Below are 22460 nucleotides of genomic sequence, written 5' to 3'. Positions count from 1 at the left end.
CGTCGCCATCACTGGCATCGCCGTCCGCGACGGCCTGTGGCGCACCGACCACTATCAGAGTGACTACGACGAGGATCGGTGAGCCGGGTTGTATGCCTGTCCGCTCCGCACGGGCAGGCGTGTACCCCGGACTCTGAGAACGGAGCCGACGGGAAGCCGTGATCACGACTTTCTGTAATCAACGGTCCGCTCAGCTCGATGCACTTGTACGGGAAACTCGCATCAACAATTGATCATGCCAGGCGCGGTCAGGCCCCCAACTGATGACACGGAGCTCGCATGCCGGTCGAGAAGGCAGAAAAAGACGTCCAGACCCTGGTGGGGCAGATCTCCAGCAAGGAGATCCTGCTGCCGGAGATCCAGCGGGGCTACGTCTGGAAGCCGACCCAGGTCGCAAAGCTGGTCGAGTCGCTCTACCGCGGCTATCCGACCGGGTCGCTGCTGTTCTGGAGAACGACGGAGGCGCCGGCCACGCGCTGGCTCGCGATCGGTAAAACCCAGGGCCAGCCCGCCGTACAGCCGCTCTACCTTCTCGACGGGCAGCAGCGCCTGACTTCGCTGCACCGGGTGCTCAATGATCACAAGGACGCCCAGATCGTCTTCAACGTCGAGACCGAGTCGTTCCAGAACCAGAGTGCGGCGACGGCCAAAGATCCCAGGTGGATCAAGGTCTACGAGATCGTCCGGCCCGGTGTCAAGCAGTTCCCCCTCGTCACGAGCCTCCACAACGCCGTCCCCGCGCTTGATCCGGACCTCATTGGGGAGCGCGTGGGCAGGCTGGCCGCGATCCGCTCCAGGGCGTTCCACATGGAGATCCTCACCGAGTTTCCGTACGACGAGATCGCACAGATCTTCGTCCGGGTGAACAGCGGACGCCCGCTCAAGACCAGCGACCTCGCGCTCGCGACGCTCTCCGCTCGTTGGCCCGGGACGCTGGAGAAGCTGGAAGAGGAGGCTGAGCACTGGGCCAAGAAGCACTACCAGGATCTCGACGTCACGTTCCTCACTCGTGCACTGACGGGCACGGTGCTCGGCCGAGGCCTGTCCACGTGGTCACATGGACGGCTGATCGCGGCCAGCGATGAAGAGCTCGAGACCGGCTGGGCCACCGTCCAGCGAGGCCTGCGTCACCTCATCCCACTGCTCCGCGAAAATCTGAAGGTCGGCAACAGCAACCTGATCCCCTCGCACGTCGCGCTGCTTCCGCTCATCGTGCTGCTCGGCGAGCGCCCGGACGAGCCAATGGACGAGGACACGACCAACGGCATCATCTACTGGTTCCTGCTCGCCAACATCCGCAACCGCTACAGCAGTTCGGCTGACACCCGACTGGGTCAGGACATTCCCGCCGCGCGCGAGAGTGAGCCGGTTAAGCAGCTGCTGGGCAACCTCGGCATCCGAGGCGCGCGCATCGAGGTGACTCCTCAGGATCTGGTCGGGCGCACAGTCGGCAGCCCGTATTTCTTCCTCAGCTACCTCGTTGCCAAGCACGCCGGCGCACACGACTGGTGGTACGGCACCGAGATCTCCGCCACGGCTGAAGCCGGCCAGAAGCTCGAATACCACCACATCCATCCGCAGGCCACCCTGAAGAACCACCCCGGCAGCTACAGCAAGACCGAGATCAATGACCTGGCCAACCTGGCATTCATCTCCGGAAAGGCGAATCGAAAGATCAGTGACCGGTCTCCGAGCGACTACTTCACCGACCAGAAGCAGCCGCTGACCAAGGCGGAGTTGGCCGCGCACTTCGTGCCGTACGACGAGAATCTGCGGCACGCCGATGCCTACCGGGACTTCCTGAACGCCCGCCGTGCGCTGCTGGCCGACGCGATGACCGCGCTGATAGACCGCTACCGGCCGAAGTGGCTGGACGAGGATGTGACTGAGGCGGATCCCCTCGCGGGTTGCGCTCTGGAGTTCCAGCTCTTCCAGAGCTCGTGGGACTCCGGTCAGATCGTGGCCAGGGCCACCGGAGAGGACTTCGAATGGACCGGCTCGCTCGGCCTTGCCGAACTCGAAGCCGCCATCGAGGCCGCCGACGGCGGATTGGACAGCGACATCGAAATATCGAAGGAGATCGTCCCAGTCCGCGTCGAGAGCGACACCCTCACGATTCCGATTGGGCCGTTCGTCGTGTCGGGGACCATCGAGGCCTGGCGCAAGACGCTGGACCGTGAGAAGGGCGACGCCCAGCCGCTGTCCCAGTGCCTCAGCATCGAGCCTCGCCCGTGGGAGGGCGAGCCGATCCCCTTCCCCGTCACCAACATCGAATGATCCGTATCTAGGAATAGTGGTACTTGTCATGACTAATCGCGTCGAGGCCTGAAATGGCGGAGGCTGAAGACGGAAGTCCTGCCAGGAAGGTCGGCGCTACCGAGCTGCTGAACCTCCGGGAGGGGGCATGGTCGAAACGGCTGCGTGGCTCCTCCCTAGTCGCCGAGGTCGACATCAAGGACGGGCACAGCGAGCAGGTCGCAGCCGTCCTCGGCAGGGTTTACTCGAAGTGGCTCGCCAGCGGGCGCAAGCCACACACCTTCTTCACGCGATGGCCTGCCTGCGTGGCCGTGGCCATGACGGCCGTCGCCGCCCGCCATTACCGGCGCGGGGAGTTCTGGCGAGATCTCTGGACTGCCGTCGGATACCGGGGACTGCCTGAGGAGCAGGCCACCTGGGGTAAGGGCTTCGCCAACGCGGTTGACGCCCTTGGCATGCCGACGTTCCAGGGCATGCCGATGCCGTACGTCGGCCCGATCCTCATGCACACCGGCATTCCCACGTACTGCCTGGAGGACTATTTCCGCCTCATCGCCCATCGCAGAGTGAGCGACCGGGGGCTCGACGCCGAGGCGTTCCTTGCCTGGGCGACGTCGCCCGGGACTGAACACCGGCTCGACAACCTCGATGTGCCGGCCCGCAGGTTCCTGCAGCACGGCACGGAGTTCGCGTTGGACTTCGTGGAGCGCACCTTCGACCTGCTCGACCGGCTCAGGGATCCGGCTCCGGACCTCGATGGCGTTGCGCTTCCACCCCGGGTGCTGGCCCGCGCCCAGGAACTGGCGGCCGAGCGACAGCTCGACCTCAGTGTTCCGAGCTCATCGGGGGAGAGCCGCACCAGGGCGGAACGGCCCCGGATCGCCCTCGATCCGTTCGGTCGTGGCGTCGAGGTTGTCCTGCCTGCGGTCGGCGACACGCCTGACGGTCTGGCGACGTGGACCGTGACAGCCGACGGGGTCATCAGCACGGTGCGCAGCCGCGCTCAGTGGGTGGGGGTGGCCGAGGCCGCGCCCGCCACGAACTTCAGCCTGCTCAAGCCGGTGCGGACCGCCGTCGTCGCGCTGGCGGGCTGGCAGCACCAAACCGAGCTGCAGGTGATCGACCCGGCTGCGCCGATGCTGGTGTTCGCTGAGGATGGCAGACGGCTTCCCGCGACGATGCCACTGCCACCGGACGTGGTCTGGGTCGCCTATCCCGGCGAGCACGAGCTCACAACGGACGGCCCGCTGGCCGTGACCATCGAGGGGCAGTTGCCGCTGGGCTGGACGGGGTGGCGGCTGCGGCAAGTCTCCCTGGAAGGCGTCCGGTCGCTGGGGCTGGCCGGGCTTCCCGGCAGCCGCAGGCCCGTCCGCGGCTATACCCGTCCGCGGATCGTGACCGGCGATCCCGTCGCCGGTGTCACCACGCCGTATGGGAGTCCCGTCTACGCGAAGATGCCAGAGGTCTGGCTTCCAGGCCAGGAGGGAGCCGAGACGACCTGGCAGGTCGACGTCCGCCGGGTCGGGAGCGACGAGGCGGTCATGTCCAGCAGCCACACGATCAGCGGCCCCTTGTCGATCACCGAGATCGAAGACGCGTTCCCCAGCCGCCCGGTCTTGGGAGCCTTCGACATCGTGGTCCGTGGACCGCTGGGCCGCGGGGCAAAGCGGACGGTCTTCGTCGCGGAAGGACTTGGCGCCCGCTTCACTCCGCGGGTGCGCCTCTTCGGCGCGGCCGGGCTCGCCCAGGGGAAGGCGGAGCTCACCGCGGCAGTGGGGGCGCAGGCAGCGCCGCGGGCCATCTCATACGGCTCGGCAGATTTGGCGGCGATCGCGGAGTATCGGACTGGTGAGCAGACGGAGCCGCTGGTCGTCACGCCGCCTCGCGTCGAGGTCATGCACGAGCGAGAGGCCGAGTCGCCCATCTGGCGGGCTGGACCGCTGCGCATTCCCGCCGACTCGTTCGCCGATGCACCTGGAGCCCTGCTCGTCCGCGTGCCCGAGACACGTTTCGCGCTGCCCTCGTTGCACGTCGTCGTCGGGGGCAATGTTGTACAGGACCTGCCGGCGAGCGGGCGGCCGCAGGAGGGGACGGCCCGGTTCGACCTCGTGAAGATCGCCGACACCATTGCCGAGCACAAGCTGGCCGACCTTCTCCTTGAGGTCGGCAGCGACGTCATCCGGGTCGGGAGCGTACGGCCGCGCCAGCTCGCACACGCGGCTGAACGCGAGGGAGATCACCTCCGGCTCGTCGACCACGTGCCGGTGGACGGGCTCACGGCGGGCATCTACGCGTCCACCGCGCCCTGGCGCGAGCCAATAGTCGAGCCGGTAGATGCTGACGGGTCGGTCCCGTTACCTCTCGAGTTGCGCGATGCCGGGCCGCTGCTGGTGCTGTTGCAGGTGGACGACCCGTGGGTGCCCGTGGAGTGGCCACGCTGGCCCAAGCAGTACCTCATGGTGGGCGGAGACGGACACGTCATCTCCGATGACCCGGAGGAGACGGCGCTGGCGCGTTTCATCTCGGGAGAAGGCGACTTCCCCGATGAAGTCGACGGTCTGTGGCGTGTCTGGATGATGATCGACCTGGCGGAGCGGCTGCGGCCTGCCTCCGATCTGCAGCGGTTCCTCATGACCTGTTCGCAGCCGATTCAGCGGCGTCCTTTCGACGCTCAGAGCGCACTGGTCGGCCTTGGCCTGAAGCCCGCGCGCACTCTGGCCTGTCTGATCTCCTCAGGCTTGGCCGCGACAGCCGTACCGGCCACGGTGAACGCGGACGCCGCAAGAAGGATGTGGCCGGTCGTGCCGGCGGTCGCCGCGCTCGCGGGCGGCTTGCAGGACGAGGATTGTTTCGCCGCAGCCGAGCGGCAGTGTGGCGAGGTACTCAGGGAGATCGTGGCCGATGGAGCCGACCCGTTCGTCGGCGTGGGCCGCTTCGGGGCGGACGCCGACCGGCTGGTCCACATGACCCCTCAGCAGATTGAAGGCATTTGGCGCGCAGCGAACGTCGTCCCCCGGGCCCTCCTCGACGCCGATACCCGTGCGTCGGCGGCACGGCGGCTGTTCGACGCGCGCGGCGAGGCGGGCGCCCGAGAGGTCGGCAGCATGGCGTTGTACGCCGTCAAGACCGCCGATGCTGTGCTGCGCCGGGCCGAGCGGTTAGACCTCCTTCCGCAGCTTGACCAGCGCAGGAATCCGGAGGGGCTAGGAGGATGGCGTAGCCTCCCGGCTGCGTCGATCGCCTTCGCGATGGTCGCGCGGCTTGCCGCCCGGGGCGACGCGCAGTGCCGTACGGCGGAGCAGACTTTTCGCGCCGACTGGACCCGGCTGGCGGCCATCGCTCCCGATCTCGTGACCATTGATCTCGTGCTGGCCGAGCTGTTGGTCAGCCGGGCGAATACGGAGATGCAGTGACCAATACTCTGGACGCGTTGTCCACCAGCGGGCTGATCGTCGAGAGCTACCGCCGTTACCTGCGCTCCCTGTTACCGGTCCGTGAGCCCCGCATCGCCGAGGCGCTGGCAGCCGAGATCACCCGCAGCCCCATGCTGACCAAGGGGCCACTGCTGGAGGCCACCCCGCCGTACGCGACGGGGGCGACCCCACGTCAGCTCATCAGGGAGGGTGTGCTCGACCCGGCTTTCACAGCGCTGGGCGGTCCGGAGCTGCCGCTGGATCGGCCCCTGTACAAGCACCAGGAGCAGGCTCTGCGGAAGGCGGCGCGCGGGCGGAACATCGTGGTCGCCACGGGTACCGGGTCCGGCAAGACCGAGAGCTTCTTGCTGCCGATCCTGAACTCCCTCATCGCCGAGCATTCGCGCGGTGAGCTCGGCCCCGGTGTGCGGGCTCTGCTGCTCTACCCGATGAACGCGCTGGCCAACGACCAGCTCAAGCGCCTCCGGCAGCTTCTCGCGCAGGTCCCGCAGATCACCTTCGGCCGCTACACCGGCGACACGCCAGCAAGCGCCCGCGTAGCCGCGGAGACCTTTGAGGCGCTCAATCCGGGTGCGCAGCGGTTGCCGAACGAGTTGCTCAGTCGTGACGAGATGCGGGCAGCCCCACCCCACATCCTGCTGACCAACTACGCGATGCTCGAGTACCTGTTGCTCCGCCCGGCCGACCTGGATCTGTTCGAGGGGCGGAGCTGGCGATTCATCGCGCTGGACGAGGCCCATGTCTACGACGGCGCCAAGGCCGCTGAGCTTGCCATGCTGCTGCGCCGCCTGCACGATCGTGTCGCGCCGGACCAGCCACTGCAGTGCATCGCCACGAGTGCGACCGTGGGCGACAATCCCACGGCCGTCACCGACTTTGCCACCAAGCTGTTCGACGCGTCATTCGAGTGGGTCCCCGAGGACGTCTCTCGGCGGGACCTCGTGCGTGCCAGCCGGGTGCAGCTCCCGGTGGCGCCGTTTTGGGGGCCGCTGCCGGCCGAGCTTTACCGGCAGCTCGCGCAGGCGGAGGACCCCGGCTCGGAGATCTTGGTGCTGGCCAAGGAACGCGGCTTCGTCGGTGACGACCCCGGGTTCGTCTTGGCGCACGAACAGGGCATGGCCGACCTACGTGAGCGTCTCGCCGCAGGCCCTCAGATGTTCGGAGAGCTGGCGCCGCTGCTGTTCGACCCCGCGGACCGGCCGGCGGAGTCGCTGGCAGCTGTGGTCGCCGTTGGCAGCAGGGTACGTGACCTGTCGGCCTCGCCCGTGCTTTCGGCCCGGTACCACCTGTTCGCGAGAGCAACCGAGGGCGCCTTCACCTGCCTTACCGGCAGCGGGCCGCACGTGTCGCTAGGTCGCCACGAGATCTGCGGCACATGCCAGGGCGCCATGTTCGAGTTCGGCGCCTGCAAACGCTGCGGCGCCGTCCACCTGGTCGGGGCGGTACGGCACGGCGATGGTGGTTATGTCTTCGCTCCGAGGATCAGGCAGGACGAGCAGCGAGTGTGGCTGCTTCTGGGTGACGCCCCGGTGGTCGCCGACGAGGACGACGAGGACATCGAGGGCACGCCGGAAATCAAGGCCGACATGGCCTATCTGTGCCCAACCTGCGGCGCACTGCACGCTGGGTCTCATCGTCCTCTGGGCTGCTTGCGGAATGAGTGTTCTGAGACCTCGCTCTGGCCGGTCCACAGAATCAGGACCCTCCACGACTCGCCACAGGGCTGCGGCGTCTGCGGCGCACGAGGCCCAGGCTCGGTCCGGCTCTTCGAGAGCGGCAACGACGCGGCGGTAGCCGTTCTGGCAACCGCCCTCTATCAAGCGCTGCCACCAGCCAGCAAGGACGAGATCGCCGATCAACCGGGAGAGGGCCGCAAGCTGCTGTCCTTCAGCGACAGCAGGCAGGCCGCCGCGTTCTTCGCCCCGTACTTCGAGTCGAGCTACGCGAGCATCCAGCATCGGCGGCTCCTCCTGGAAGGATTGCAGGCGGCCACCCGCGACGGCGAGGCGGTCAGCGTGGCGGACCTGACGTTCTACGTCGCCAAGGCGGCTGACCGCGCCCACGTGTTCGAGCGGCGTATGACGAGGCAGCAGCGCGAACGCGAGGTCGCGCTGTGGATCATGCAGGAACTCGTCGCGATGGACGATCGGCAGTCCCTGGAAGGGCTCGGCTTGATCCGTGTCGACCTCGACCGCGAGTCCCGGTGGCCGACCCCAGCCGGGTTGAAAGCCCTCGGGCTGTCCGACGACGAATGTTGGGGACTGCTGTCGGAACTGTTGCGTACGCTACGCCAGTCCGGAGTGCTCCACATGCCCGACGAGGTCGATCCGCGAGATGAGGCATTCGCCCCGCGGCTTGGGCCGCTCTTCGTTCGCGAGGACGGATCCGAGCCGACCCGGAAGGTGCTCAGCTGGTTGCCCACACGCGGTGTCAACCGGCGCCTGGACTATGTCCAGCGGGTGCTCACAGCGCTTGGGTCCGACGCCGACCCGAAGGATGTGCTCCGTGGCTGTTGGAAGGTGATCACCGCGCAACGCTACGGGTGGCTCGCCTCCGAGACTGTCCGGGGGCTGGGGACGGTCCGGCAGGTGGATCACACGTGGCTGCGGCTTTCACCCGTCGACAGTCCTGTGTATCGGTGCGGAGTGTGCCGGCGTGTCTCGGCCGTATCCGTCCGCGGAGTATGCCCGACGATGAGATGCGGGGGCACGCTCGAGTCCTTCCCCGTTCCGGTCGCCGGTGAGGACGACAATCACTACCGATCCGTTTACCGGTCGGTGACGCCGGTGCCTCTGGTCGCCCGCGAGCACACGGCCCAGTGGACCAGCCTCGAAGCGGCGGACATCCAGCAGAAGTTCCTGCGGGGCGAGGTCAACATGCTGTCCTGCTCGACCACGTTCGAACTCGGCGTCGACGTGGGCGAGCTGCAGTCGGTGGTACTGCGCAACATGCCACCGACAACGGCCAACTACGTGCAGCGGGCGGGGCGGGCAGGACGGCGTACCGACTCGGCGGCTCTTGTGGTCACTTACGCGCAGCGACGCTCCCATGACCTGTCCCGGTTCCAGGACCCCGTGTCGATGATCGCGGGCAAGGTGCGGGCGCCGTACGTGCCGCTCGGAAATGAGCGCATCGATCGGCGACATGCTCACTCGATTGCGCTCTCTGCGTTCTTCCGTGACGCCAGGCAGACGACGGGGGAGACGTGGAGCACTGCGGGGGACTTCTTCCTTCCCGGCGGTAAGGGCGCACCTGCGTCGCGTGTTCGATCGTTCCTTACACCAGTTCCGCGGGAAGTCCTCCAATCTCTGATGCGGGTGCTCCCACCCGGGGTCCAGCGCGAAATCGGCGTCAACACCGGCGAATGGGTGGACGAACTGGCCCGCCTGCTGGACGAGGTCGGGCGGCAGCTCACCCTCGATGTGGAGATCTTCGAAGAGCGTCGCCGCAAGGCGTACGAGGAGCGCAAGGACCATCTTGTGGCCCGATACGCGAAGACGATCAACACGCTCACCCAGCGAGATCTGCTCGGCTATCTCGCGAATCGGAACGTGCTGCCCAAGTACGGATTCCCGGTCGACACCGTCGAGCTGCGCACCAGCTACTCCGGCGAGGCGGTCGGGGCCAAGCTGGAACTCACCCGGGACCTGTCGGCTGCGATCTACGAGTACGCACCCGGCGCCGAGGTCGTGGCGGGCGGTCTGCTGTGGCGGTCTGGAGGGGTGTACCGACTGCCGGACCGGGAGCTTGTCGGCAAGTTCTACGCGATCTGCGAGCACTGCCAGCACTACCGGGAAAGCGACGACGAGCTCGACCCCATTTGTCCTCTGTGTTCGAACGTCGCGAGAAGCGCGCCCCGGCAGTACTACGTGCCCGAGTTCGGGTTCGTCGCCGAGGCCAAGGCGTCCAAGACCACGACCACGCCGCCCAGGCGCAGCTGGAACGGGGCCACGCATGTCCTGTCCCTGGCGGCGGAGGAGGTCGAAGAGTTCACCTGGAAGACTGCGAACGGCGGGACCGTGCGCGGGAGTGCCGGATCACGTGGCCGGCTGATCGCCGTCTCGGAGGGCACCACGGGGGTCGGCTACCTGATCTGCGACTGGTGCGGCGCCGGAGTTCCCCTGGGAGCGAAGACTGGCAAGACGCACACCCACCTGCTGCGCGGCACGGACTGCACCGGCCCGCTTCAGCTGCGATCGCTCGCACATCCCTACGAGACCGACATTCTGGACCTGAGCTTCGACCATCTCGCGATGCCGCCGTCCGCCGGCCCTGTGCACTGGCGTTCAGCCCTGTACGCGCTGCTCGAAGGTGCGGCAGAGCGCTTGGAGTTGAGCCGCGACGACATCGACGGTGCTCTGTTCGCCCGGCCGGGAGGTCGGCTCGGGATCGTCATGTTCGACGCCGTGCCCGGAGGGGCGGGCAGCGTCCTTCGTATCGCACGCTCGCTCGAGCAGGTTGCTGAGTCCGCACTTTCCCGGGTGGCCAACTGCGAATGCGGGGAGGAGACATCCTGCTATGGGTGCCTGAGGAGCTTCCGCAACCAGCGCTACCACGAAGACCTCAGCCGAGGTACAGCTGTAATGGTGCTTCGTTCCCTGTTGGACGGCCGAGGCCTCGCCGTTGCTACCTGATCGCCTGGTTGAGTCGCTCCGCCGCGGCGTCCTGAACGTCGAGATACTCCGCCGGATCGTCGCGAAGCAGAGCGAGCCTCTCCAGGGTTACATCGTGGAGCGGCGTCAGTGTGGCAGCCAATCGGCGCGTCATACTCTCGCAGTCCCATAATCCTTCCTCCGCGTACGGCGCCGCGGAGGAAGGATTGACGGCCATGGCGTTCGTGACGGGGACCGATCCGGATACGTGCCGCGTTACGAGAGTCGCTCGTAGGCGAGCGCGGCCACCACGAGATCCTCCCAGCCGGTTCCCACGGACTTGAAGAGGGTGATCCCAGCGGTGTCCACGGTCGCGCCGCGGACGAGTTCGGCCAGATCGGCGATGATGACCGACGGCGGAACGCCGTCCGCCAGTGCCATCACCAGATCTCCCGCTTCGGCGAGCGCGGCCTCACGTGACTCGACGACGACGTGGCTCCGCGCCACGGTCGCGGTCTCCACCTCGCGTGCCGTGGGCTCGTGCGAGCCGACGACGTTGAGATGCGCCTGATCGCCGATCCACGTGTCCGGCACGACCGGGCTGCGGGCCGTCGTGCACAGGCACAGGACATGAGCCTTCCGCACGTCCTCGGCGCCGGCCGCGTAGGCCGGTATCTCCAGGTCGCCCAACTTCTGGGCGAAGGCGGCGGTCGACTCGGGCGTGCGCCCGACGACGCCGACCCGCTCGATGGGACGCACCGCCCGCATGGCGTGGACGTGGCCGAGCGCTTGAGGTCCGGTGCCGGCCACGACCAGTTCGGTGGCGTCCGGCCGGGCCAGATGTCTCGTGGCGACGGCCGACACCGCGGGCGTCCGGAGCATGGTGAGTGCGGCGGCGTCGAACAGCGCCAGCGGGGTCATCGAGTCGGCGTCATGCAGGACGTAGACGCCTTGGATGCGGGGGAGTCGCCGGGTGGGGTTGTCCGGCGCGACGGTGATGACTTTGATCCCCACGTAGCGTGGTCCCTCGCTCGGCATGAGCAGGAACTCGCCCGACCGCGTCGGAACCGACGTGCGCAGCGGGTCCTGCCCCGGCCATCCCGCGCGCAGCGCCTCCTCCAGAGCGTCCATCGCGGCGGGGAGAGACACGGCGGCGGTGATGGCCGGTAGGTCGACGTAGGGCGGGTGGGTCATCGCAGAGTGAAGCCTTCGCCGAGCGGGTCGTCGCTGTCAAGTACAAAAAGGTGCTCACCGGTGCGGAAGGCCATGCCCTCGACCTCGGTGCGGTAGCCGGCCCGTCCCAGCGTGGTCTCGGTGCCGAGAACGCGTCCGAGGAATCTCGTCCCCACAACGCTGTCGTGGACCAGTGGCCCGTCGCTCAGGCGGCCCTCGTCGGCGAGAAGCGCCAGCCTGGCGGAGGTCCCGCTGCCGCATGGCGACCTGTCCACCTCGCCGTCGGCGAAGACGGTGCAACTGCGCTGATGTGCGCCGCCTTCCGCGGGACGGGGCAGGTCCTCATAGAACGTCACGCCGTATATGCCGGACAGGCGGGGATCCGCGGGGTGCTCGGCGGCCTGGCGGGCGTCGAGCGCGGACCTGATCTGGCGGCTCAGTGCGATCAGCCGGGGGAGGTCGCCCGGGGTGACGGTCGCACCGAACCGATCCGCCGGGACCGAGGCGTAGAACGCGCCGCCGTAGGCGATGTCGACCGGCACGGCGCCGGCCTCGGTGTCCACGGTCACGTCACGCGCGTGGACGAATGCCGGGATGTTGCGGAACCGCACCGACCGCGGCTTCCCGCCGGACACCTGGACCACGGCGGCAACCCGGCCGGACGGCACATCGATCCAGATCGTCACCTCGCCGTCCGGCGGCGCGTCGACCCGGCCGGTCTCGACCGCCCAGACGCCGAGTGCGATGGTGCCGTGCCCGCACGCGGTGGAATAGCCGTCCTTGTGGAAGAACACCGCGCCGAACGACGCACCGTCGTCGTCCGGCGGGGTGACGAAACAGCCGTACATGTCAGCGTGGCCCCGGGGCTCATGGACCAGCAGTCGCCGCACCCGGTCGGGCTCGACGGCCGCGGCGTTCCCCCGGCGGTCCAGCACGGTGGAACCGTGCAGGTCGGGCGCGCCGCCGGTGACGATCCTGAACGGCTCTCCTGCGGTGTGGTAGTCGACGGTGCTGATCTCGAGCACAGTTCTCTCCTCGTGGTGGGGAGGTCGGGGTGGGGATTCGGGAGTTAGGGGCACGCTGATCACAGGCTCAGCTGGTCGCGCCGGCCGCGGGGATCACGGGGAGGATCAGCTGTGAGGGGTAGGCCTGGTTGTGCCAGACGCTGTTCTCGGCGACCTTGCTCTCCACTCCGGTCGCCAGCGGCCCGCCGGTGTTCAGGTTCCTGTCGTACTTCGGGAAGGTGCTCGACGAGATCTCCAGCCGGATCTGGTGGCCGGCGCGGAAGACCTGCGAGGTGTTCCACAGGTGGATCTCGAACTCGTGCACCTCGCCGGGCGTGAGGAACCGCTCCTCGTCCAGCCCCTCGCGGTAGCGGCCGCGGACGATGCCGTCCTGCAGGCGCTGGCAGAAGCCGTCCGGGTGCACGTCGAGGAGCTTGGCGGTGAAGTCGGTGTCGATCGCGTCGCTGGAGGCGAACAGCTTCAGCCGTACCGGGCCGGTCACCTCCAGGTCGGTCTCCAGCACGGAGGTGGAGTAGACGAGGACGTCGGCGCGCTCTTCGATCTCGCGGTAGTCGTCCGGTCCGCCGATCTGGTGTGAGGTCGACGAGGTGATGTACGGCACCGGATCGGCGGGGTCGTAGCGGTAGGTGTCGGCGGGCTCGTCGGCGCCCGGCACCTCCCAGGTCAGCGAGCCGTCACCGAACCGGGTGTTGGCGTTGCCGCCGCTGGACAAGTACAGCGAGGTGTAGTTGGTGCGCGCGATGGGCCACTCGTCTTCGCTGCGCCACTGGTTCTCGCCCATGATGAACAGCTGCGCACGCGGGTCGGCGTCGGCGCCGTTGTCCCGGCCCTTGATGAAGTGGTCGAGCCAGCGCAGCTCGTGGCCGTCGAGGTCGAAGTCGGCGCCGGGGCCGAAGTCGATCGGGCCGAGGGTCCGCTCGCGCCGCCGGGTGAGGCCGTGGTCCCATGGGCCGACGACGAGCCGCTGGGCGCGCTGGGTCTCCTCGGACGGCGCCTGCCGGGTCATCCGGGTGAAGTTGATGAAGGTCGCCGGCTGCACGTCGTCGTACCAGCCGGTGACGTGCATGGTCGGCACGTCGACGTTGCCGATCCGGTGCTGGTAGTACTTGGGACCCCAGTACTCGGTGTCCGACGGCAGGTGGGAGAGGTCGTCCCGCCAGTGCTTGCTGCTGAATCCCGCGCGCTCGTCCAGGGTGAGCAGCGGCAGGTGCTCGTAGACCGCGTCCCAGTCGATGCCCTCGATGTACTGGTAGGAACGGCCGTCGATCAGCCGGAACCAGCACACCTCCATCGGCAGGTGCACGCCGGTCGGCCACTCCACGAAGGGATCGGACGGCGGCACGTAGACGATCATCGCCTTCAGGCTCGGCGGCTGCTCGACCGCGGTGAGCCACTGGTCGTAGCCAAGATAGGACTGGCCCCACGTGACGACCTGTCCGTCGCACCACGGCTGCTGGGCGGCCCACTCGATGGTGTCGTAGCCGTCGAGCGGCTCGTCGCGGTGCGGCCGGAAGCTCCCCTCCGAGTCACCGCGTCCCCGCACGTCCATCCACAGGAACGCGTAACCGTGCCGGGCCCACCACATCGCCTTGCGGTAGGCGAACTCGGTGTTCTTCCCGTACGGCGTGCGGGCGACGATGACCGGGACGGGTGTTTCGGTGTCGGGCCGGTATACATCGGCGACGAGCACCACGCCGTCACGCATTGCCACCGGGATGTTGAGTTCCTGTCGCACGTTTTCTTCAGTGCCTGGCGAGGTCATGTGCTGCCTGTCCTTCAGCGTTCGGTCAGCGAGGTTCGGGGCGTTACGCCGGCGGCCGTTCCGGAGTAATGACGGAAGGCCAGCTTTTGATCAGCTTTCCCCCTGCTTGTCCGTCTGTTTACGGTGTAGTACCTTACACCTCATGCATGACACCTTGCACTCAGGATCGTGTGACCACACCAGCCCCGGTGGCCAGGCGTGACGGCCGGTGGCGGGCTCGGCGACGGTGCCGAGCCCGGGCAGGGAGAGCTGGGTGTCCTGGCGCGGACCAGCCTGCGGGACGAGGCGGCCCGGCTGATCAGAGCGCGGATCATCACCGGCACACTCGTCGCCGGTGAGCTCTACTCGATCGGCAGCATCGCCGCTCAGCTGGGCGTCTCCGTGACCCCGGTGCGGGAGGCGATCCTCGACCTGGCCAATGAAGAGCTCGTCGACGTCGTACGCAACCGCGGGTTCCGGATCCGCACCCTCACCGACGAGGACCTGGACGCGGTGGTCAGCATCCGCTCGATGCTCGAGGTGCCGGCCGTACGGGACCTCGCCGCCGCCCGGCCGACCCACGACCTGTCGGAACTGCGGGCTTTGGCCAAGGAGACGGAGCAGAGCGCGGCGGGCGGCGACATGGTCGCGTTCATCGCCCACGACCACGACCTGCACCTGGGCCTGCTCGCGAAGGCGGGCAACCGCTACCTCGTGGAGATCGTGGGGCGGCTGCGCAACCAGACCCGGCTACACGGCCTCCAGCAGATGATGGGCACGCCCGATCTGATCGACTCCGCGCGCGAGCACGAACTGCTGCTCGACGCCGTCGAAGCCGGTGACGCCGATAGGGCTGAGCGCCTGATGGCCCAGCACATCAGGCACGCCCGCGGGATGTGGGCCGGACTGGCCGACGGCACGGGTTCCGATTCCGGCTGACCTCATCCTCGATGGTTCGGCTCTGCCGAGACCGTTCTGAATGTTCCGTACCCCCAACCCCCAGTTCGCAGTAGGCCCTCCGGGGCCGGAAGATCGACGAAGGACACGCGATGAGAGAAGGTCGGAGTCGTCCGGTGACGGGCCTCGGCATGGTGGTCGGCGCGCTCGCGCTCAGCCTCGCCATGTCGGCATGCTCCGGTGCCGCCACCGGTACAGGAGCGGCGGGCGGTGGTGACACGGGTGCCGCGAAGCAGATTCAGGGCGACGCGAACACGGTCAACAACGGTCCGGTCAAGTCAGGCGGGAGCCTCACGTACGTCCTCGAGGCGAACGTCGACAACTGGAACCCGCTGACGCCCATCGGAAGCACTGTGCAGTCCATGGAGGCTGTCTCGGGCGTCATGCCCAGCGTCTTCGTTCCGCAGCCCGACATGCAGACCATGAAGCTCAACACCGACCTGATGGTGAGCGCCACCCAGACGTCGACGAGCCCGCAGACGATCGTCTACAAGATCAACCCCAAGGCCGTCTGGTCGGACAACACACCGATCAGCGCCGATGAATTCTCCTACCTGTGGAAGACCCAGAACGCCAAGGACTGCCCCAAGTGCGAGGTGGCGTACAACGCCGGCTACGACCAGATCAAGTCCGTCACCGGATCCGACGGCGGCAAGACCGTGACCGTGGTGTTCGACAAGCCGTTCGCGGCGTGGCAGACGCTGTTCAGCTTCCTGATGCCCGCGCACATCGCCGCCACCTACGGTGACATCAAGACGGCGGCGGGGCTCGCGCAGAGCTTCAACCATGGCTTCGCCGACAAGCCGCCGACATGGTCCGGCGGGCCGTACACGGTCAAGCAGTTCCAGGCCAACCAGGCCGTCATCGAGGCGAAGAACACCAGCTGGTACGGCCAGGGCCCGAACCTGGACCAGGTGATCTTCCGCATCATTACCGATGCCACCCAGGAGGTCCCTGCCCTCCAGAACAACGAGGTCCAGGCGATCAACCCGGCGCCTCAGGTCGACCTGCTCAACCAGCTGAAGCAGCTCCAGGGGGTCAACTACCAGCTCGATCAGAGCTTCTTCTGGGAGCATTTCGAGTTCAACCTGAACAACCCGTTCCTCGGGCAGAGCCCGGCCGGTGACGCGCTGCGGCAGGCCTTGTTCACCGCGGTCGACACCCAGGGCATCATCGACCGCACTGTCGGTCAGATGGACTCCAGCATCAAGCCGCTGAACAGCCACTTCTTCATGCCCCAGCAGCAGGGCTACCAGGACAACGTCGGCGCGCTCGGCTTCGGCAAGGCCGATGTCGCCAAGGCCAAGCAGATCCTGCAGAGCGCGGGTTACACCGGCGTCGGCACCAAGCTGGTCGCGCCGGACGGCAAGCCGGTCCCCGCACTGCGGTTCGTCTACACGGCGGGCAACCAGCTGCGTCAGACCGAGGGCACGCTGTTCGCCTCGTACGCCAAGCCGCTCGGCATCACGGTCAACGTCGAGCCGACGGACAACCTGGGCGCCAGCCAGGTCCACCAGGACTCGCACTACGACTACGACATCATCGTGTTCGCCTGGGTCGGCTCGTCGTTCCCCGCGGCGATCAACGCTCCGATCTACCTGTCGTGCCCGAAGGGCGTGACGTACTGCGGCAACAACATCGCCAACTACGGCAACGCCGACGTGGACAAGTGGTTGAAGGACTCGGTCACCAACCTGGACCCGGCGGCGGTGACGACCGACCTCAACAACGCGGACAAGCAGATCTCCGAGGACGCCGTCTCGCTGCCGCTCTACCAGCGGCCGGCCCTGTTCGCCTACAGCAGCAAGTACGGCGGCATCCGGAGCAACGCCAACTACATCGGCCCGACGTACAACATGGCCGAGTGGGGCCTGCTCGCCTCCGGCAGCTAGCCTCCCGCATGGTCAGATGGCGGCTCCGGGGCCATCACGCGCAACGCGCCCTGACTGTCGAAGTGCAGTCAGGCCCCCCACGAAGAGTCGCAATCCTCGCGGCCAGGCCGTGCCCCCGCCCCGGGGTACGGCCGGGCCGCGACCCGGTGACGGTGACCCCGAAGTCGCCCCCGTCTCGGACGGTGGGAAGGAGACCACACAATGTTCGCCTACGCCGTTCGGCGCCTGCTCATCTCGATTCCGGTCCTGCTGATCTCCACCTTCCTGGTGTTCCTCATGGTGTCGCTGTCCGGCGACCCGCTCGCAGAGCTGCGCGCGCGACAACCTCCCCCGCCGGAGTCCGTGCTCCGCGCCCAGGCCCACGAGCTGCGGCTTGACCAGCCGCTGCTGGAGCGCTATTGGCACTGGATCAGCGGGATCCCGCACGGCGACTTCGGCCCGTCGGTGCAGAACATCAACATCGGGCACGAGATCCTGACCCGCTTCGGGGTGACGATCCGGCTGGTGCTGCTGGCGGTCCTGCTCGCCGCCATCATCGCGGGCATCGTCGGTGTCGTGAGCGCGGCCAGGCAGTACTCGCCGCTCGACTACACGCTCACCGGAATCGGCTTCCTGTTCCTCGCGATGCCGGTTTTCTGGTTCGCGATCCTGCTCAAGCAGCTCGCGGTCAACTTCAACCTACAGACCGGTCGTGTGATCTTCTACACGATCGGGGACCGGTCGATCGAGACCACCGGCGGGCTGGGAGCACAGATCGGTGACATCGTCGGGCATCTCATCCTGCCCACCATTGTGCTGGCGATCACATCGTTCGCCTCATGGAGCCGGTTCAACCGCGCGTCCATGCTCGAGGTGCTCGGCAGTGACTACGTCCGGCTGGCCAGGGCGAAGGGCCTGCCCCGCAGGCACGTGCTGGTGCGTCATGCGCTGCGCACCGCGCTCGCGCCCATGGTGACCGTGATGTCGCTGGACTTCGCCGCCTTCTTCTCCGGTGCCATCGTCACCGAGACGGTGTTCCAGTGGCACGGCATGGGCGACCTCCTGCTCACCTCCATCCGGCTTCGTGACGTCTATCCGGTGCTGGCCTGGCTGCTCATCGCGGGCACCGCTGTGATCTTGATGAACTTGATAGCCGACCTGCTCTATGCCGTACTCGACCCGAGGATCCGCTATGCCTAGCACCCAGCCGGAGGAGGATCATGGGCCACGGGCGGTGAGGGTGACGCCGACGAGAGGCGTCTCCGCGAGGCCCGCGGGCCAGGACCGCGAGTTCACCGTGGAGGCACGTTCACAGGGCCGCCTGATCCTGCGCCGTTTTCTGCGGCACAAGCTCGCGGTCGCCAGCCTGGTGGTCTTCGTCGCGGTGGTGCTGTTCGCCTTCGCCGGTGCGACGCTCTGGCACTACTCCTACGACCAGCTGACCCCTGACATCTCCGCGCCGCCTTCGCTGCGACACCCCTTCGGCACCGACTCCACCGGCATCGACCTGATGGCCATGGTGATGCGGGGGACCCAGCGGTCGCTGGAGATCGCGCTGTTCGTCGCGCTCGCCGCGACCTGCGTCGGCACGGTATACGGAGCGATCGCCGGTTACTACCGGGGCGTGTCGGACACGCTCATGATGCGCTTCGTCGACCTGGTACTCACCTTCCCGACCATCGCGGTCGCCGCCATCCTCGGCGCCCAGGTCGGCACGTCCGCTGGCAGTTGGTTCTTCATCGGGATCATCCTGGCGGCGCTCACCTGGCCGATCGTCGCGCGGGTCGTGCGCGGCTCGGTCCTGTCCCTGCGCGAGAAGGAGTTCATCGAGGCCGCTCGCGCGCTGGGCGCGCGGGACCGGCGGATCATCTTCGGCCACCTCGTGCCCAACGTGATGGGCCCGGTCATCGTGAGCGTCACGATCCTCGTCGCGGCGGCGATCCTGTCCGAGACCGGCCTGTCCTTCATCGGATTCGGGGTGCGGCCGCCGGACACCTCACTCGGCCTGTTGGTGAGCCAGGCGCAGACCGCCGTGTCCACCCGGCCGTGGCTGTTCTACTTCCCCGGAGCGTTCATCATCCTCATCGTTCTTAGCATCAACTTCATCGGTGACGGTCTGAGAGACGCGTTCGACCCGACCCAGACAAGGGTGCGCTCATGAGCACTGCGGCAACCACGGGCGAGGAAGTGCTGGTCGTCGAGGATCTGACCGTGAGCTTCCCCACCGACGACGGGCTGGTCCAGGCTGTCCGCGGGGTGAGCTACCGCCTGCGCGAACGCGAGATCCTCGGCATCGTCGGGGAGTCGGGGTCGGGCAAGTCGGTGACGTCGATGGCCATCATGGGGCTGCTGCCCAGGTCGGCGCGGATCACCGGCTCGATCCGCTTCCGCGGGCAGGAGCTCGTCGGCCTCCGGGAGAGCGGGCTCAACAAGCTCCGCGGCAGCAAGATCGCCATGATCTTCCAGGATCCCATGACCTCGCTGAACCCGGTCCACACGGTCGGCTACCAGGTGGCCGAGGCCATCCTGGCCCACAACGACGTGTCGAAGGCGCAGGCCCGCAGGCGGGCGGTGGAGCTACTCGACACCGTCGGCGTCCCCAACGCCGGGCAGCGGGTCGACAGCTACCCATATGAGCTGTCCGGAGGGGTGCGGCAGCGGGTCGTCATCGCCATCGCCATGGCCAACAAGCCCGACGTGATCATCGCAGACGAACCCACCACCGCACTCGACGTCACGGTCCAGGCACAGGTTCTCGACGCGCTGCGGACCGCGCAGCAGGAGACCGGCGCGGCGATGGTCCTCATCACGCACGACCTCGGTGTGGTCGCGGGACAGGCCGATCGGGTTCTCGTGATGTACGCCGGCAAGCCGGTCGAGATCGGCGACGTCGAGGACATCTACTACCGGCCGCGGATGCCGTACACGCTGGGCTTGCTGGGGAGCGTGCCGCGCCTGGACGCGAGCAGGTCGCAGCGGCTGCTCCCGATCCTCGGGTCGCCGCCGTCGCTGGTCAACCTGCCCGCCGGATGCCCCTTCACCCCCCGGTGCCCGATCGCTCAGGACAGGTGCGAACGGGAGGAGCCCCCGCTCGTGACCGTGACCTCGCATCCCCACCGTGCCGCCTGCCACTTCTCCCAGGACCTGGCCGGCGTGCGGCCGCACGACCTGTTCACGTCCACCTCGGCGGACGCGCGGACCGAAGACCACCCTGGACGGCCATCGGCCGGGGAGCCCACCGGGGAAGGAGATCTCCCATGACCTCGATCGATCACGACGCGACGCCTGGGAGCCCCGATGCCCTCCGGCCCATCTTGTCGGTGCAGGACCTGGTGGTGCACTTCCCGGTCCGCGGCCGCGGCCTGCTGGGACGCACGACCGGCACGGTGCACGCCGTGTGCGACGTCTCGTTCGAGATCTACCCGGGTGAGACGCTGGGCCTCGTCGGAGAGTCCGGCTGTGGCAAGTCGACCACAAGCCGCGCCGTGCTCGGCCTGCGTCGCGCGACCTCCGGTCAGGTCCTCTTCGAGGACCAGGACCTCGCCAACCTGCCCCCGGACCGAATGCGGCGACTGCGCCGGCAGATGCAGATCGTGTTCCAGGACCCCATGGCGTCGCTGGATCCCCGGCTCACGGTGTACGAGATCATCGCCGAGCCGCTGCGCATCCACGGGGTGCACAAGGAGGACCGGCACCAGTACGTTGCCGAGCTCATGCGGACCGTCGGGCTCAACTCCGAGCACGGCAACCGGTACCCGCACGAGTTTTCCGGCGGACAACGGCAGCGCATCGGCATCGCTCGCGCTCTCGCACTCGAACCGAAGCTTCTCGTCCTCGACGAGCCGGTGTCCGCACTGGACGTGTCGATCCAGGCCGGCGTGGTCAACCTGCTCGACGACCTGCAGCGCCGCCTCGGCCTCGCCTACCTGTTCGTGGCGCACGATCTGTCCGTGGTGCGCCACGTCGCGGACCGGGTCGCGGTCATGTACCTCGGCCGGATCGTCGAGACGGGCGAGTGCGAAGAGTTGTTCGCCAATCCGGCGCACCCCTACACACAAGCGCTCATCTCGGCCATCCCGATCCCGGATCCCCGCAAGGAGAGAGAACGCCGGCGGATCGTCGTCAGCGGGGAGATGCCGAGCCCGACGGATCCGCCGTCCGGGTGCCGGTTCCGGACCCGTTGCCCGATGTTCGCCGACCGGCTCGACGACGCTCAGCAAGCTCGCTGCCGGCAGGAGACGCCAGAACTCGCCGAACGCGGGCAGGGCCATCCGGTGGCGTGCCATTTCGCGGAAGCCGTCCCCGTCCTGTGAGCATCGCCGAAGGAAGTGAAGTCCCTGTGACCGCAGGCAATGACTGGCGCGAACTGCACCGGGACGCCGTAGTCGCCGACACGCACAACGATCTGCTCATGGCCGTGGTCGCGCGTCCGGTGCCGCGATGGGCGTCCTTCTTCCGCGAGCGCTGGCTGCCCCAGCTTCGTGCGGGTGGCGTGAACGTCCAGGTGCTTCCGGTGTTCATCGGCGACGCCTACCGACCCGAAGGCGCGCTCCGCCAGACACTGCGGATGATCGAGGCCGCCCATCGGCTGGCCGGGGAGAACCAGGACACCGTCATGATGTGCCGCGACGGTGCCGAGATGGACGCTGCCCTGGCCGCCGGCCGGATCGCGCTCGTGCTGGCGTTGGAAAGCGCTCCAGGAGTCGGTGACGACATCGAGTTGCTGGAGACGATGCACCGGCTCGGTGTGCGGGTCGCCTCCCTTGCGCACTTCGGCCGTACGGCACTGGCCGACGGCAGCGGCGAAGACGGCACCGGCAGCCGGCTCACCCTGGCAGGAGTCGAGGCCGTCGGGGAGATGGAGCGCATGGGCATGATCTTCGACGTCAGCCATCTCGGGGCCGCCGGCGTCGACCACGTCCTGGAGATCTCGACTCGCCCGGTGCTGGCCACCCACTCCTCCGCCCGCGCGCTACGCGACCACCATCGGAATCTCACCGACGACCAGATCAGCGGCATCGCACAGCTCGGCGGTGTCGTCTGCGTCAACTTCTTCGCGCCCTATCTGCACGAGACCGACCACACCGTTGACCGTCTCGTCGACCACATCGAGCACGTGGCCTCGGTCGCGGGCATTGACCACGTCGGGCTCGGCCCTGACTTCATCCAGGAGGTGTTCGCCGATACGACACCACCCTGCTGCGAGCTCGATGCCTACGGCCCGATCACCTACCTTCCCGGATTGGAGGGCCCCTCGGGGTTGCCCTCAGTGACGGAGGCGCTCATGCGCCGCGGTTGGGCGGCGGCGGATGCGACCAAGGTGCTCGGGGCCAACGTGGCGCGGCTGTTCCGCGAAGAGCTCGGCCGTTCAAAATAGGCGAGGGACAGTCGCCAGGGCCGACGCGTTCAGT

General features: G+C 67.7%; 12 protein-coding genes and 1 pseudogene. 9 read left to right on the top strand and 4 right to left on the bottom strand.

What is annotated here, in order from left to right:
• Positions 1 to 279: 279 nt before the first annotated feature.
• The 3 genes from Psi02_RS35585 to Psi02_RS35575 are packed head-to-tail and all read left to right on the top strand — an operon-like array spanning position 280 to position 10324.
• Positions 280 to 2277, top strand: a complete 1998-nt coding sequence (locus tag Psi02_RS35585) for a GmrSD restriction endonuclease domain-containing protein (protein WP_203980268.1) — start codon at positions 280 to 282, stop codon at positions 2275 to 2277.
• A 53-nt stretch (positions 2278 to 2330) separates the two neighbouring features.
• The gene (locus Psi02_RS35580) at positions 2331 to 5669 is read left to right on the top strand and encodes a hypothetical protein (protein ID WP_203980267.1); all 3339 of its coding nucleotides are present in this window, start codon (positions 2331 to 2333) and stop codon (positions 5667 to 5669) included.
• On the top strand, positions 5666 to 10324 hold the full coding sequence (locus Psi02_RS35575; RefSeq protein WP_203980266.1) for a DEAD/DEAH box helicase family protein: 4659 nt from the start codon (positions 5666 to 5668) through the stop codon (positions 10322 to 10324). The genes Psi02_RS35580 and Psi02_RS35575 overlap by 4 nt, the downstream gene beginning before the upstream one ends.
• On the opposite strand, the gene Psi02_RS40915 is transcribed toward Psi02_RS35575, so the two are convergent.
• The 4 genes from Psi02_RS40915 to Psi02_RS35560 form a co-directional block, all read right to left on the bottom strand.
• A complete protein-coding gene (locus tag Psi02_RS40915; protein WP_275415329.1) occupies positions 10317 to 10445 on the bottom strand; it encodes a hypothetical protein in 129 nt (42 codons plus the stop codon). The genes Psi02_RS35575 and Psi02_RS40915 overlap by 8 nt on opposite strands.
• Before the next feature lie 113 nt (positions 10446 to 10558).
• Entirely contained in the window at positions 10559 to 11476 is a 918-nt protein-coding gene (locus Psi02_RS35570; protein ID WP_203980265.1) for an ornithine cyclodeaminase family protein, read from the bottom strand.
• Positions 11473 to 12480, bottom strand: coding sequence for a proline racemase family protein (locus Psi02_RS35565; protein WP_239095436.1), 1008 nt, complete (start codon positions 12478 to 12480; stop codon positions 11473 to 11475). The genes Psi02_RS35570 and Psi02_RS35565 overlap by 4 nt, the downstream gene beginning before the upstream one ends.
• A gap of 67 nt (positions 12481 to 12547) precedes the next feature.
• The gene (locus tag Psi02_RS35560; RefSeq protein ID WP_203980264.1) at positions 12548 to 14215 is read right to left on the bottom strand and encodes a CocE/NonD family hydrolase; all 1668 of its coding nucleotides are present in this window, start codon (positions 14213 to 14215) and stop codon (positions 12548 to 12550) included.
• A 225-nt stretch (positions 14216 to 14440) separates the two neighbouring features.
• On the opposite strand from Psi02_RS35560, the gene Psi02_RS35555 reads away from it, so the two are divergent.
• The 6 genes and pseudogenes from Psi02_RS35555 to Psi02_RS35525 all read left to right on the top strand — a co-directional run bounded on the left by Psi02_RS35555 (position 14441) and on the right by Psi02_RS35525 (position 22426).
• On the top strand, positions 14441 to 15160 hold the full coding sequence (locus Psi02_RS35555) for a GntR family transcriptional regulator (RefSeq protein ID WP_203980263.1): 720 nt from the start codon (positions 14441 to 14443) through the stop codon (positions 15158 to 15160).
• Positions 15161 to 15270: 110 nt separating this feature from the next.
• Complete coding sequence (locus tag Psi02_RS35550; RefSeq protein WP_203980262.1) at positions 15271 to 17070, top strand: ABC transporter family substrate-binding protein; 1800 nt, start codon at positions 15271 to 15273, stop codon at positions 17068 to 17070.
• Between the two features lie 201 nt (positions 17071 to 17271).
• Positions 17272 to 18249 (top strand): ABC transporter permease, encoded by a 978-nt coding sequence (locus Psi02_RS35545; RefSeq protein WP_203980261.1) that lies wholly within the window; start codon positions 17272 to 17274, stop codon positions 18247 to 18249.
• Entirely contained in the window at positions 18242 to 19210 is a 969-nt protein-coding gene (locus Psi02_RS35540; protein ID WP_203980260.1) for an ABC transporter permease, read from the top strand. The genes Psi02_RS35545 and Psi02_RS35540 overlap by 8 nt, the downstream gene beginning before the upstream one ends.
• Positions 19207 to 21362 (top strand): annotated as a pseudogene (locus Psi02_RS41325) (ABC transporter ATP-binding protein). The gene Psi02_RS35540 and the pseudogene Psi02_RS41325 overlap by 4 nt, the downstream one beginning before the upstream one ends.
• A gap of 26 nt (positions 21363 to 21388) precedes the next feature.
• Entirely contained in the window at positions 21389 to 22426 is a 1038-nt protein-coding gene (locus Psi02_RS35525; protein WP_239095435.1) for a dipeptidase, read from the top strand.
• Positions 22427 to 22460: the final 34 nt, after the last annotated feature.

The sequence above is a fragment of the Planotetraspora silvatica genome (assembly GCF_016863315.1).
Lineage (GTDB): Bacteria > Actinomycetota > Actinomycetes > Streptosporangiales > Streptosporangiaceae > Planotetraspora > Planotetraspora silvatica.
This window is presented reverse-complemented; position numbering and strand designations above follow the sequence as displayed.

Excerpts from the sequence above, each read along its gene's own strand:
- Psi02_RS35585 (WP_203980268.1), top strand. The coding sequence starts at position 280 with ATGCCGGTCGAGAAGGCAGAAAAAGACGTCCAGACCCTGGTGGGGCAG.
- Psi02_RS35580 (WP_203980267.1), top strand. The coding sequence starts at position 2,331 with ATGGCGGAGGCTGAAGACGGAAGTCCTGCCAGGAAGGTCGGCGCTACC.
- Psi02_RS35570 (WP_203980265.1), bottom strand. The coding sequence starts at position 11,476 with ATGACCCACCCGCCCTACGTCGACCTACCGGCCATCACCGCCGCCGTG.
- Psi02_RS35550 (WP_203980262.1), top strand. The coding sequence starts at position 15,271 with ATGAGAGAAGGTCGGAGTCGTCCGGTGACGGGCCTCGGCATGGTGGTC.
- Psi02_RS35545 (WP_203980261.1), top strand. The coding sequence starts at position 17,272 with ATGTTCGCCTACGCCGTTCGGCGCCTGCTCATCTCGATTCCGGTCCTG.
- Psi02_RS35540 (WP_203980260.1), top strand. The coding sequence starts at position 18,242 with ATGCCTAGCACCCAGCCGGAGGAGGATCATGGGCCACGGGCGGTGAGG.